Here is a 12,819-nt window from a genome sequence, read left to right on the forward strand (position 1 = left end):
ACAGGTGCAGGCTTGCGCCGTAACCATTCCTGCTCCCCCGAACGCGTTGTAACGTGCGACCTGCAGGAAGCGTCCGTCGCACCTTGCATAATTGCGCGGGTGTCCACTTATCTGGCAGGCAGCAACTCGGCAAACGTAGCAACCAGGTGATCCATCACCACCCGTACCGCAGGAGACTTGCGAATGTCGGCGTGCACCGACATCCATAGGGGACGTGGTGAAGGGGGGGCATCCACGGATACTTTGACCAGTTCCGCATCCGCGTCACCGAGCAGGCAAGGTAGCAGGCTAAGGCCCAGGCCCGATCTCGTAGCCTGATATTGCGTCAGCACGTCGTTCGTCCGCAGCACAAAAGGACGCACGCCAGCGAAGTCCTGAAGCCAGCGCTGCTGGGGGATGTGGTCGAGGCTGGTTTCAAAACAGATGAAAGACCAAGTGTCGGGCAACGTATTTTCAGTTGCCGCATGGGCATAAAGGGCCAGCGGCAGCATCCCCACTTTTCGGACGATACGACTTTGCGTATCCGGTCGCACAAAGCCTAACGATATATCTGCCTCACCACGCTCGAGTGACACAACTGCTGATGTCGCACTCAGGACGACATGCAGTTCCGGGTAATTCGAACGTAGGCTGGCCAGGCTAGGCGCGATGACGAATGAAGTAAGAACCGGCAAGGCACTGATGACAACCGTTCCCGAAACGCCCGAGCTTTGCCCACGCACATGGCGTTGAACATCCTGAGCAGCACCCTCCATTGAGGCCGCAATGTCAGCAAGCGACCGACCTTGTTCGGTCAATCGCGTTGTCCGAGGCAATCTATCAATAAGCTTTAGTCCTGTAGCAGTTTCAAGATGCGAGACCCGACGGCTTACTGTCGTATGGTCAACCCGCAACTCATTCGCCGCACCGGACAGTGAGCCGTGACGCGCCACAGCCAAAAAATACTGGAGATCCTGCCAATTCAGCATATAGGTGTGTTTCCGCACGCTTCGCCTGTGATTTCACGCATTTTATCGGCTCTTGATGCTTGAGAAGATGACATCGTCATTACTTAGGAGCGATCTACGATGTTGACCTTATTCTATGCTGCTGGCGCGAGTTCCATGGCGCCGCATATCCTGCTTCATGAGGCTGGCGTGCCGTTTCGAGCCGAACGGGTCGACCTGGCATCCAAAACGTGGACTGACGGCGATTACAACCTGATCAACCCGAAATCTTACGTCCCAGCCCTGCGCCTGGAGGACGGTGACATGCTGACGGAATGCCTAGTCATTCTCACTTATATTGCTGACCTTGCCCCCGCAAAAACATTGCTTGCGCCACCAGGCGATGTCCGGCGTCACCATGAAATGGAATGGCTCAGTTTTATCGCAACCGAGCTGCACAAGAATTTCATCACGCCTGAGCGTCACGGCGGCGTAGCCGCCAACTTTCTGTCGAAGACGGTCGAGGGGCAAGCTGCGACCCAAGTTCACGTATCACCGCGCCTCGACTATGTTGACCGCTGCCTGGAAGGCCGTTGCTTCCTGATGGGTGAGACGTTTACAGCGCCGGACGCTTATCTATTCGTAATGCTGAGTTGGGCGCGTCGCATCGGTCTTGATCTTGCACCATGGCCAAACCTCGAAGTATTCGCGACGAGGGTGACATCGATGGATTCGGTGCAAAAAACGATACAAATAGAGGGGCCGCCCCATTCGTTGCGACCTGCTGGAGATGAACTTCGCATAGCCTCCGGCCGCCAACACACGTTGCGTGGGTAGACCCGCGCCAGCGCGGTTTCGGTGTCCGCGCGCATATCCATGGCGTCGGTGACGAGCCAGATCGCATCAATGCGGTTCATCGCCACAGGTCGCGAAGACAGGTCCCGCAGGCGGCTGCCCTACACCGGTCGGCTAACTGATGACTGGTGTAGAGGTGTAGAGGTGTTGCACAGACTTGTCCACGCGTTTGCATTCAATCTGACCAGTCATTTACGTTGCATCTGACCACCGATTGCATTGGATTTGACGATCATGCTTCGTAACGATAATCGCCGGAGAACTACACATTGCTGCTGATGGCGGCGACAGGCAGTCATCGGCCAATCTCTGCTGTTCATCAATAGCAGATTTCGGCCAAAAGCGGACGCTCTCCTCAGAGCGGCCCATCGATTGCACTGATGATTACTATCGAAAGGCCCGCCTGTTTGGTTGCCAAAACTCACTCATATAATCGTCTCCGATTTCTCCCCGCTTCTCCGCCTGTCTTCAGGCGACATTCCCCCTTGGAACCCAGCACCATGCCAAGCGCCAGCCAGGCCCATCACGGCCTACCCGAACATAATCAACAGAGTGTCAAACAGCAGTGGCTGGCGATTCTCTCGGTCGCAGTGGGCGCCTTCGCCTTGGTTACCAGCGAGTTTCTCCCGGTGGGTGTGCTCAACGATGTCGCCAGCGATCTCGGTATCAGTGCAGGCCACGCCGGTCTGATGGTTACCCTGCCCGGCATAGCAGCGGCCCTCGCCGCCCCCTTGCTGTCTGTGGGCATTGGTGCCTCGGACCGTCGCTATCTGCTCATCGGCCTGACGCTGCTGATGATCATCGCCAACTCGGTCGTGGCCTTCGCCAGCGACTTCAGCCTGCTGCTGTTCGGTCGCGTACTACTGGGCATCAGTATTGGCGGTTTCTGGGCGACTGCCATTGCCCTCAGCGGCCGCCTGGCCCCCAAGGGAGTTGGTGTAGCCCAGGCTACCTCGATCATCATGATCGGTGTGACCTTGGCCACCGTACTGGGCGTGCCCGTAGGTACTTGGCTGAGTGGCCTGATGGGCTGGCGCACGACCTTCCTGGTAACCGCGCTGGTGGGCGTACCGGTACTACTGGCACAGATCTTCCTGCTACCGCGGCTCAACCCGGACAAGGCCATCCGCATCAGTGACCTCCCGGCCTTGTTTATCAATCCACAAGCTCGGGTTGGATTGATCGCTGTATTGCTGATTGGCCTGGCGCACTTTGCCGCGTACACCTACGTTGCCCCCTTCTTCAAACAAAGTGCTGGCTTCGATGGGCCGACTATTGGCTCACTGCTGTTGCTCTATGGCGTGGCAGGGGTAATGGGTAATATTTTCGCCGGTTTCGCCGCCAACCGTAGCGTGCGGTACACCCTGTTGCTGGTCGCACTGATGATCGGCAGCAGCACCGCCCTTTTCCCCCACTTCGCCACCGGCATGACCGGCGCAGCGATGCTGATCGCGCTCTGGGGCTTTGCCTTCGGCGCCTTCCCGGCCTGCGCCAGTATTTGGATGTTTGTCGTAGCGCCCAAGGATGTCGAACGCGGCATGCCACTATTTGTCGCCTTGTTCCAGGTAATTATTGCGTTGGGCTCGTTCTTCGGCGGGCAGATCGTCGACCAACTGGGCAGCTCGGTGCTGTTGAGTCTAGCTACGGCCTTAGTAGGCTGCGGTTTTGTTACGGTGCTTGTGCTGGGGCGTAACGTCAGTAATAGCCTAGCGGCCCAACCCGGCTAGCCAGACCCGAGCAAGTAGCTGATATTAATTTTGAGCATTCCGGAGTTTTCCAGAGTGATGCGAACGGAATACAAAAGGGTCGGATCATTTTGTCCGGCTGACGGGTTGCAACAGGTCGAATAATTACGGTCCGACTTCGACCGCCGCTATTCATAATTGCGAGCGTTGCGTCAAAAGGACCAAGGCAACCGCCACGATGAAGAGCGCCGTGTATCTCCCTGTGTATCCCGGTTCAAAAACAGAACCAAAGGGACACAAGCCAGAAATCAAATGACTCTGCTTGCCAGCCTCCCGACAGGGAGTGTCTGTATTGGCCCTCGCGGCAACAAGCAGCACGGCGTGTAATCGCGCAAACCCACTACTACGCCAAGTAATACTAAGTACCCAGAAACAAAAAACCCCCGAAGCCTTTAGGCATCAGGGGTTTGGAAGTAATGGTGCCCAGAGACGGAATCGAACCGCCGACACGGGGATTTTCAATCCCCTGCTCTACCGACTGAGCTATCTGGGCAACGGCGCAATTAAACGTTTTTTACGCTAGGGGCGTCAAGCACGAAATAAAAAAAGCTCAATGAATACCTGTGCTTACGATTGTCCGTTATTTCGGCAAGCGCCCATGCATGCCATGCATCAAGCCTCAGGCAGGATTTTGCCCGGATTCATCAACCCAAACGGGTCGAGTGCCTGCTTGACCAGGCGCATGACGCCGAGTGCGGCGCCGTGTTCCAGCTGCATGAACTTTACCTTTCCCGAACCGATACCATGCTCGCCGGTGCAAGTGCCGTCCAGGGCAATGGCGCGCTCGACCACTCGTTCATTGAGTGCTTCGGCTTCGGCCATTTCTGCTTCGTTATCCGGATCGACCACCAGCCCCAGGTGGAAGTTGCCATCACCCACATGTCCGACCACTCCGACGAAAAAAGACACCTTGGCTACGTCTTCGGCAGTTTCAGCGATGCATTGAGTCAGCGCCGAAATGGGTACGCACACATCGGTACTCCAGATCCGCCCATTCGGGCGCATGGACTGCATGGCATAGTGAACATTATGGCGGGCACGCCACAGAGCATTACGGGCATCGCCATCGGCGGCCGCTTGAAAACCCAGAGCCCCGTTACTTTCGACAATTTCCCGCGTCAGTTCGACCTGCTCCGCCACGCTGGCCGCAGAGCCAGCAAACTCGAAAAACAGGGTTGGCATTTCAGCCAGTCCCATCTGCGAGAAACGGTTTACCGCCTGCACCGTGCGCGCATCGAGCAATTCAACCCGTGACACCGGGATGCCGTATTGAATGATCGACACCACCGAACTGACCGCCGCCGCAATCGTCGGAAAGGTGCACACCGCCGCGCTGGTGGTTTCCGGAATGCCGTAAAGCCGCAGGGTAACTTCAGTGATGATACCCAAGGTGCCTTCCGAGCCGACGAACAGCCGAGTGAGGTCGTAGCCAGCGGAAGACTTTCGTGCACGCCCCCCCGTCTTGATCACCTGGCCATCGGCAAGTACCACAGTGAGGTTCAATACGTTCTCACGCATGGTTCCATAACGCACCGCATTGGTCCCTGAGGCACGGGTAGCCGCCATGCCCCCCAAAGTGCTTTCACCTCCGGGGTCGACCGGAAAGAACAGTCCCGTGGTGCGCAGTTCGGCATTGAGCTGCATCCGTGTGACCCCAGCTTCAACGGTCACATCCAGGTCCTCCGGACGCACAGCGATGATTCGCTGCATGCGACTCAGGTCGATGCAGACCCCACCCAGCGTGGCGCCTACATGCCCTTCCAGCGAGGTGCCACCGCCAAAGGCGATGATTGGCACTCGATGCGCGGCACAGAGCTTAACGATGGCTGCGACCTCGGCAGTGGACTCGGCGTAACACACCGCGTCCGGCGGCAAGGTCGGGTGGTATGACTCCCCCCGACCATGTTGCTCGCACTCGGCACGGCTAGTGCTTACACGCTCACCGAGAAGCTCGCGCAGGGCATCGAGCAAGGTGTACATAAGAGAAGGCTGAAGCGCTTGGGAAGAGGCCATGAAAACGTCCATATTATTGTTGGGGGACGAATCTAAGGTACAACAACTAGTATACAAGTTAAAAGCTTGCGTTCCGTTATCATGGTGGCCCAACAGCCTGAGCCATAGCTCGGCGAAAAAACTGCGTAGACCCAATGAGCAAATCCGTAGAAAAGTCCCTCGCCGTACGCTTGGCCGACAACATTCGTGAAGCCATCGTTTCGGCACGGTTTGACCTGGGCGAAGCACTTTCCGAAGAAAGTCTGGCCGCAGCCTTTGAAGTCAGCCGCACGCCAGTGCGCGAAGCGTTGGCCCTGCTGCAGACCGAGGGGCTGGTGAACGTGGTGGCCAAGTCCGGCAGCTACGTGTTCAGCCCTACCGAAGACGACATTGTCGAACTCTGCGAGCACCGTGTAACCCTCGAAGTAGAGGCTTCACGCCGTGCCTTTGAACGCAACCCTGAAGCCACCCTGCAGGCAATGCGTGACGCCCTGGCACAAATGATCAGTGCGCTGGAGCAGGATGACAGGCTGAGCTATGGCGCCGCCGACACCGAGTTCCATCTGAGTTTTTTCAAATTCAGCGGCAATCGTTATCTGGTCGATGCCTACGAACGCAACCTGGGCCGCGTCGCGGCCTTACGTACGCACCTGGCCCGGCGTGCCAGGCACGAGCCGGACCGCTCGTTCAATGATCACCGGCGGATGATCGAATTGGTTGAGGCGGGTAAACATGGCCCGCTGGCGACCCTGCTCAGCCGGCATATCCTACGCACCCGCGAGAGTTACATCGCGACCCTGCGAGAGCGTCAGGAATTGCAGGGCCAGAACAGTGATCGAGTGGAAAAGATTCGTCGCAAGCTGCGTTTGTAGTGAGCAGACCGAAGGCCGGCATATGTCTGTGCAGACTTCCGTTATCCGAATGCAGCTGCCCTTCAACCAACTTCGGCGCCAGCACCGGACCTGAAAATGGCTCACCGCAAGGCAAGCCATTTTCAGGTCCGCCAAAAAACATGCCCCTGTTGGCCACCCGGCAGCCTTTTAAGAATCGTCTGATTATCGCTACCAGCACTCCTCGATAACCTGAGCACGCTCCTGACCGACCTGACGAGAAAAGGTTGGATTCGAGCTTTGTCTAACTATCGAGATTAATGAAATGAAACGTACTGCTCTGTTCATCGCACTGTCGGTTTTGCCAGCAATCTCTTTCGCTGCCAGCCAAAACACCATCACCTTCAAAGGCCAGGTTTCTGATCAGACTTGCCAGGTTTCAATCAACGGCAACTCCGGCAGCCCAATTGTTGTTCTGCCGACCGTTGCTGCTAATGATCTGGCAACTTCTGGCCAATTCGCCGGCGAAACACCGTTCACTATCGCAGTTACCGGCTGCACTGCACCGACCGTCGGCGACCTGAACATCAAGACCACGTTCCTCGGCGCCGACGTTAACGCTGGCGGCAACATGAGCAACACAGGTACTGCTAAAAACGTTGCTATCCAATTGCTGGATGCCTCTGGCGGTAACCCAATCTCCCTGAGCGGGATGACTTCAGTTTCTGGCCTGGTCTTGAAGAAAGACGAAACCGCAGCCAGCCATGACTTCGCAGCTCGCTACATCAGCACCGGCGCTGCAACTGCCGGTACCGTGTCTGCCTCTGCTCAGTACGCGCTCGACTACCTGTAAGCGTAACGCTCTGACCTGCCGCTTTCGCCTCTCGCGAGGCGGCGGGTCCGCACCACACCCCCCCCTCATCGATACCCAGCCTTTCGGAAGGAGTTGGCCATGGCCTGCCTGAAACGCTTAGCCCTGTCTGTCAGTTTTTTGATGATTGCCGTTTTCGCCAACAACGCGCTGGCCAGTGTAGTCATCAGTGGTACCCGGGTGATTTACCCCGCTCAAGCTCGTGAAAAAGTCCTGCAGCTTACCAGTCACGATGCGTACCCCAACCTGATGCAAATCTGGGTGGACAACGGCAACCCGGCCTCTACGCCGCAGACCGCTGATGCCCCGTTTATCGCAAGCCCGCAGATTTTCCGGATGAACCCCAAGGCAGGACAAGTCGTGAGATTGGTGTACACCGGCACAGACCAACCTCAAGACCGCGAGTCTGTGTTCTACATCAACTTTATGCAGATGCCGGCACTCAAGAGCAGTGACATGCAAGCCAACAAACTGATGCTGACCGTAAGCAGCAGGATGAAGGTCTTCTATCGTCCGGAAAGCATCGTTGGTGCCCCCGAAGACATCGCTAAATCAATGACCTTCAAGCTGCAGGGCTCAGGCTCCAGCTTGAGTGTGCTGGCAGAAAACAACAGCGGATATCACGCCGTAGTGCGTGAAGCCAACCTGGTGATCGGCGGCAAACCTGTCGGCCTGACCAAAGCGGTAATGCTCGCCCCTTACTCCACGCAGAAATGGCCAGTGGCTAACAACGGTACTCGCGCCAGCAGTACAGATCAGTTGCGCCTGACGCTGGTGAACGACTTTGGGGCAGATGTCACCTCCGACTTTCCTCTTCAGTGACCCTCGGAAATACAAACATGACCGTTGCTCACGTCACTCGCTGTCGGTTCCTGCCGCGCACACCTTATAGCCTGTTGGTTTCAACTTCGATCCTGCTTATCGGTCTGGCCGCCAGCACTGCGCAGGCCGAATCCGAAACAGGAATAGATGAATACCAGTTCGACGACAACATGATGTTTGGTGGTGGTTCGCTGTCGCGCTTTAACAAAATCAACGCTATTGATCCGGGCAGTTACACCGTTGACCTGTTCATCAATAATCGTTTTGTTGAGCGCATTCCCGTGCAGTTTGAGGAAGTGGCCAAGGACGATGTTCAGCCTTGCTTGCCCCGCGCGCTGCTCGAAGGCGCCGGTGTATTGAACACTGCCATTACCGATACGCCGGACCAGCAATGCCAATTACTGAGCAATACCGTACCCGGCGCCAGCAGCTATTTTGATTTCTCCCAATTGCGCCTCGACGTGAGCATGCCGCAAAGCCTTATGTCGCGCGAACCCCGAGGTTTTGTATCAACACAAAGCCTGGATGCGGGTGACACCATCGGTTTTATCAACTACAGCGCCAACCAGTACCACGTCAGTCGTAGCGGAACGAACGCCAAAGATACCGACTCCAGCTACCTGTCACTCAACAGTGGGTTGAACATGGGTCTTTGGCGTCTGCGCCAGCAAGCGTCCCTGCGCTACGACTCACAAAATGGCAGCGACTGGAACGCCACCCGAACCTACTTGCAGCGCGCATTGCCGAGCCTGCGCAGCGAACTGACAGCAGGTGAAGGCTATACCTCGGGTCGATTCTTCTCTGGAATAGGTTTTCGCGGGGTACAAATAGCGTCCGATGAACGCATGTTGCCAGAGTCGGTGCGCGGTTATGCTCCGACCGTCCGCGGCATCGCCAAGACCAACGCCAAGGTCACCGTGCGCCAGAACGGCAGTGATATTTATGAAACCACTGTGGCGCCGGGACCGTTTGAAATCAGCGATCTTTACGCGACCAACTACAACGGCGACCTTGAAGTCACGGTACAGGAAGCTGACGGCAGCATCAGTCGATACAGCGTGCCGTTCTCGGCGGTACCTGAATCGCTGCGTCCGGGTACTTCACGCTATAGCGCTGCTATCGGCAAAACCAGTGACGTCGGTGACAACGATGCGTTCGGTGAAATCACCTATCAGCGTGGCCTTACCAATAGCGTCACCACCAACACTGGCTTACGAGTTGCCGATGGCTATCAAGCCTTGGTACTCGGCGGCGTATATGCCAACTGGCTGGGCGCCTTTGGTCTGGACACTACTTACTCCAGGGCCGACATGCCGCAAGAAGGTGTGGTGGATGGCTGGATGGCGCGCTTGTCTTACAGCCGCACGTTCACGCCGACCAACACCACCTTGTCGATTGCTGGCTATCGTTACTCCACTGCGGGCTACCGTGACCTAGGCGACGTGCTGGGGGTGCGTGAGTCGCTGCGCTCCGGAGAAAACTGGGAATCTTCCAGCTACCTGCAACGCTCGCGCTTTGAAGTTTCAGTTAACCAAAGCCTGCAATCGCTCGGTTCGGTTTATGTCTCGGGCTCGACCCAGGACTATCGCAATGGTCGCGAGCGCGACACTCAGTTGCAAATGGGCTACTCCAATACCTTGAGCAACTCCGTCAGTTTCAACCTTTCGGTCTCGCGCCAGTCCACCGGCAGCTATCAGCAAATCCGCCAAGGCGGGTATGACGGTCGCCCTGACGAAAATGTCAGCGGTGGCAGTTGGAACGGTTCTACGCCTGGTACGACAGAAACTGTCTCGCTGCTCTCCGTATCGTTCCCTTTGGGCAGTCCATCGAAGAGCAACACGCCAACCCTCAGCAGTTCCGTCAGTCATAGCGCAAACTTCGGCAACGTGTATCAGACCTCTGTTTCAGGCACCGCAGATGCTGAGCAAACACTGAGTTATGGCGTGGATATTTCCCGCGATGACGAACAAAAACAGAACACCTTTAGCGGCAATCTGCAGAAACGCCTGCCAAAAACCAGTCTCGGCATGAGTGCGTCCAAGGGCCAGGACTACTGGCAGACCTCCGGCAGCGCCCGAGGTGCAGTTGCCATTCATAGCGGCGGCGTAACACTTGGCCCCTACCTGGGCGATACCTTTGCCCTGGTAGAAGCCAAAGGCGCCAGCGGGGCAAAAATCATGAATGGCCAAGGCACCACGATTGATGACGCAGGGTTCGCACTGGTGCCTTCGCTTACACCCTATCGCTACAACACCGTGGCGATCAATCCAGAAGGGATGAACCAGAAAGCCGAGCTCGATGATGGTCAGCGTCGGGTTGCGCCCTATGCCGGTGCGACAGTCAAGATCAAGTTCAAAACCCGAAGCGGTAACGCACTGCTGATCAAGGCACTGCTGGCCAACAACCAGACCGTACCCATGGGTGCTGATGTGCTGGACGAAAACGGCAACGTCATTGGCATGGTCGGCCAGGGCAGCCAAGCGTATCTGCGCAGCGAACAACCCAAAGGCACATTGACTCTGCGTTGGGGTGATCGCCCGCAAGAACAGTGCTCGCTCACCTATGACGTGACGGACCGAGATCTGGAACAGCCCTTGTTGCGCGTCACCAGCCAGTGCAATGCGCACTGATTATCAAGCGCCGGCCCTATTCATGCCGGCCTTAAACCAGCACCAGAATCGAGGCTTCTTATGTTTACCTTACGCCCACGATTGAATCAGTTACTGCTGCTTATACTGACCCTGACGGCACTGCCAGCCGTGCAAGCCAACTGCAAACGTATTTATAACGGCAACGCGGTACTCGACGGATACACGGCACAAATCACCTTCGGACGCATCAACCTGACCAGCACCTATCTGCAACCGGTCGGCACGGCACTGGGCACGACGATCACCGATAGCGCCACCGCCACGGGGCTCAACAGTGAAACCGTACTTTGGGAGTGCGACCTTGCGGACAAGGACGAACTCTATGAGCTGTTTGCTACTAACGGTGATGACCGTGTCGGCGGTTATTGGGAAATCGGTAACGGCGCAGGCACATCGACCAATGATGGCCTGCCCGGTTACTACGCCACTTACTTCCCGTATGTCGGGCTCAAACTGACCCACCTCAATTCAGGCAAGGTGTTCACCCGGTATTGGCAGCAAAGCAAAATTACTCAATACGACGTGGTAGGCAACAAACTGCAGATCAAGCCCAAACACCTGAGCATGGTGCAGGCCGAACTGGCGCGGGTCTCCAGCTTGCCACCCAAAAGCGGCAGCGGCAGTAACTTTTGCGGCAACCAGGCGGCCGAGAGTGGCAGCGGAACTTACAGCTACACCTGTACCCAGCCCAATGGTTATATCCAGTTTCAGGGCCCGGGCTACAAGTCCGACACGGTGGGCTCAGACTCCAACACCAACTATGTATTTTGGGGCGCTAAAAACGGGGTTGGTTTTGGTATGCGCAGCGCAGCCTCCATCAGTTATGCCGCGACATGTGTTGCACGCAACGTGACGCCGCTGGTCACCTTTGCGCCTGTCACCGCTCAGGAACTCAACAACGGCATGACCCGCGAAAGCGATTTCAGAATTGAGCTTGAATGCAGTAATCAGGTGGTGTCCGGGGTTGGCAACAACCAGACCGCACTGGGTGTTCAAGCGTCTGCCGCGGCCTACGCCAAAGCCGCAGAGCTTGGGTTGCTCACCGGAGCACAAGGCGTCACGCATCTGGTTTCCAATGGCTACGGTACTGACCCAGGCATTGCGACCGGTGTCGGCATTGCACTCAGTAATAACGGCAAGCCCATGAACTTTCTTGGCAGCGAGATGGCTGGCAGCGGCAACGCAGGCGGCTGGTATCCCGTTCAGGAGAGTGCGACTGCCAATGGCAGTTCCGCATCGGGTTACACCCACTACACAAAAACCCTCACGGCGATTCTCAAAGCATTACCTGGGCGCAAGGCATTACCGGGAACCGTGAATGCAACAGCCTATGTTCTCGTCAAGGTGCAGTAATCATGATCGCCAAAATGATGACTACCGCCTCGCGCCTGCTGCTGCTCAGCGCTGCAGTGTTGATCACGCTCCCGGCACAGGCGGGCATCATGGCTTCAAGTACCCGGGTGATTTACGAACAAGGACAGAATGAACGCTCGCTGATGCTGGCCAACATCAACGCATACCCCGTGGTAGTACAAACTTGGGTCAATGAGGGCGAAGACCAGCAAACGCCCGAAAACAGCACTTCGCCGCTGATCACCCTGCCCTCGGTATTTCGTATGCAAGCGGGCGCGGTACAGGGTTTACGCATTGTGCATAACGGCGATGCACTGCCCTCGGATCGAGAGTCTGTGTTTTGGCTAAACCTCTATGAAATCGCGCCCAAAGCCGCCAACAAGTCGGCCGAGCAAACGTCTGTGGCACTGGCCATGAATACGCAGATGAAGATTTTCTATCGCCCGAAAAATCTGCCCTCTCTTCCCCAGGACATGGCCAAGAGCCTGTCTTTCAAGCTGGAGAAACAAGGGGATCAATGGCAACTGGTACTGCGCAACCCAACGCCTTACCACGCCTCGCTGGCATCTTTGAAACTGATCGATCAAGGCCGGGAAATGGCAATACCTCCACTCCCGGAGATGATGGCACTGCCGTTGAGTGAAAAGCGTTATCCCCTTGCGTCCAACAGTCTGGTAAGCCCGGCAGGTCTTAAGGTGAACTTTACCTGGATCGATGATGGCGGGCATTTTCAGACCATGACGACCCCGCTGCTCACCCCCTGACTGAACCTTA

The 12,819-nt window shown here is 56.6% G+C and carries 10 protein-coding genes and 1 tRNA gene; 8 read left to right on the top strand and 3 right to left on the bottom strand.

Annotated elements, in window-relative coordinates:
- Positions 1 to 107: 107 nt before the first annotated feature.
- The gene (locus U5A05_RS20385) at positions 108 to 968 is read right to left on the bottom strand and encodes a LysR family transcriptional regulator (protein ID WP_321834533.1); all 861 of its coding nucleotides are present in this window, start codon (positions 966 to 968) and stop codon (positions 108 to 110) included.
- Between the two features lie 99 nt (positions 969 to 1,067).
- On the opposite strand from U5A05_RS20385, the gene U5A05_RS20390 reads away from it, so the two are divergent.
- Positions 1,068 to 1,763 carry a glutathione S-transferase N-terminal domain-containing protein gene (locus U5A05_RS20390; protein ID WP_321834535.1) on the top strand — a complete coding sequence of 232 codons (696 nt, stop codon included), beginning with the start codon at positions 1,068 to 1,070 and terminating at the stop codon, positions 1,761 to 1,763.
- A 518-nt stretch (positions 1,764 to 2,281) separates the two neighbouring features.
- On the top strand, positions 2,282 to 3,508 hold the full coding sequence (locus U5A05_RS20395) for an MFS transporter (RefSeq protein WP_321834536.1): 1,227 nt from the start codon (positions 2,282 to 2,284) through the stop codon (positions 3,506 to 3,508).
- 435 nt (positions 3,509 to 3,943) lie between these two features.
- On the opposite strand, the gene U5A05_RS20400 is transcribed toward U5A05_RS20395, so the two are convergent.
- Together U5A05_RS20400 and U5A05_RS20405 are read right to left on the bottom strand one after the other, a co-directional pair.
- Positions 3,944 to 4,019: transfer RNA gene (locus U5A05_RS20400), tRNA-Phe, on the bottom strand.
- A gap of 119 nt (positions 4,020 to 4,138) precedes the next feature.
- Entirely contained in the window at positions 4,139 to 5,539 is a 1,401-nt protein-coding gene (locus U5A05_RS20405; protein ID WP_321834537.1) for an FAD-binding oxidoreductase, read from the bottom strand.
- A gap of 134 nt (positions 5,540 to 5,673) precedes the next feature.
- Here U5A05_RS20405 and U5A05_RS20410 point away from each other — a divergent pair, with 134 nt between their 5' ends.
- The 6 genes from U5A05_RS20410 to U5A05_RS20435 all read left to right on the top strand — a co-directional run bounded on the left by U5A05_RS20410 (position 5,674) and on the right by U5A05_RS20435 (position 12,809).
- On the top strand, positions 5,674 to 6,390 hold the full coding sequence (locus U5A05_RS20410; RefSeq protein WP_261739680.1) for a GntR family transcriptional regulator: 717 nt from the start codon (positions 5,674 to 5,676) through the stop codon (positions 6,388 to 6,390).
- 283 nt (positions 6,391 to 6,673) lie between these two features.
- Positions 6,674 to 7,201, top strand: coding sequence for a fimbrial protein (locus U5A05_RS20415; RefSeq protein ID WP_261739681.1), 528 nt, complete (start codon positions 6,674 to 6,676; stop codon positions 7,199 to 7,201).
- A gap of 99 nt (positions 7,202 to 7,300) precedes the next feature.
- Positions 7,301 to 8,041 (top strand): fimbrial biogenesis chaperone, encoded by a 741-nt coding sequence (locus U5A05_RS20420; RefSeq protein WP_261739682.1) that lies wholly within the window; start codon positions 7,301 to 7,303, stop codon positions 8,039 to 8,041.
- A 17-nt stretch (positions 8,042 to 8,058) separates the two neighbouring features.
- A complete protein-coding gene (locus tag U5A05_RS20425; protein ID WP_321834539.1) occupies positions 8,059 to 10,671 on the top strand; it encodes a fimbria/pilus outer membrane usher protein in 2,613 nt (870 codons plus the stop codon).
- Between the two features lie 60 nt (positions 10,672 to 10,731).
- Entirely contained in the window at positions 10,732 to 12,045 is a 1,314-nt protein-coding gene (locus tag U5A05_RS20430) for a fimbrial protein (RefSeq protein WP_261739684.1), read from the top strand.
- A 2-nt stretch (positions 12,046 to 12,047) separates the two neighbouring features.
- The gene (locus U5A05_RS20435; RefSeq protein WP_261739685.1) at positions 12,048 to 12,809 is read left to right on the top strand and encodes a fimbrial biogenesis chaperone; all 762 of its coding nucleotides are present in this window, start codon (positions 12,048 to 12,050) and stop codon (positions 12,807 to 12,809) included.
- Positions 12,810 to 12,819: the final 10 nt, after the last annotated feature.

Source organism: Pseudomonas kulmbachensis, from assembly GCF_963681935.1.
GTDB lineage: Bacteria > Pseudomonadota > Gammaproteobacteria > Pseudomonadales > Pseudomonadaceae > Aquipseudomonas > Aquipseudomonas kulmbachensis.

Excerpts from the sequence above, each read along its gene's own strand:
- U5A05_RS20385 (WP_321834533.1), bottom strand. The coding sequence starts at position 968 with ATGCTGAATTGGCAGGATCTCCAGTATTTTTTGGCTGTGGCGCGTCAC.
- U5A05_RS20390 (WP_321834535.1), top strand. The coding sequence starts at position 1,068 with ATGTTGACCTTATTCTATGCTGCTGGCGCGAGTTCCATGGCGCCGCAT.
- U5A05_RS20395 (WP_321834536.1), top strand. The coding sequence starts at position 2,282 with ATGCCAAGCGCCAGCCAGGCCCATCACGGCCTACCCGAACATAATCAA.
- U5A05_RS20405 (WP_321834537.1), bottom strand. The coding sequence starts at position 5,539 with ATGGCCTCTTCCCAAGCGCTTCAGCCTTCTCTTATGTACACCTTGCTC.
- U5A05_RS20410 (WP_261739680.1), top strand. The coding sequence starts at position 5,674 with ATGAGCAAATCCGTAGAAAAGTCCCTCGCCGTACGCTTGGCCGACAAC.
- U5A05_RS20415 (WP_261739681.1), top strand. The coding sequence starts at position 6,674 with ATGAAACGTACTGCTCTGTTCATCGCACTGTCGGTTTTGCCAGCAATC.
- U5A05_RS20420 (WP_261739682.1), top strand. The coding sequence starts at position 7,301 with ATGGCCTGCCTGAAACGCTTAGCCCTGTCTGTCAGTTTTTTGATGATT.
- U5A05_RS20425 (WP_321834539.1), top strand. The coding sequence starts at position 8,059 with ATGACCGTTGCTCACGTCACTCGCTGTCGGTTCCTGCCGCGCACACCT.
- U5A05_RS20430 (WP_261739684.1), top strand. The coding sequence starts at position 10,732 with ATGTTTACCTTACGCCCACGATTGAATCAGTTACTGCTGCTTATACTG.
- U5A05_RS20435 (WP_261739685.1), top strand. The coding sequence starts at position 12,048 with ATGATCGCCAAAATGATGACTACCGCCTCGCGCCTGCTGCTGCTCAGC.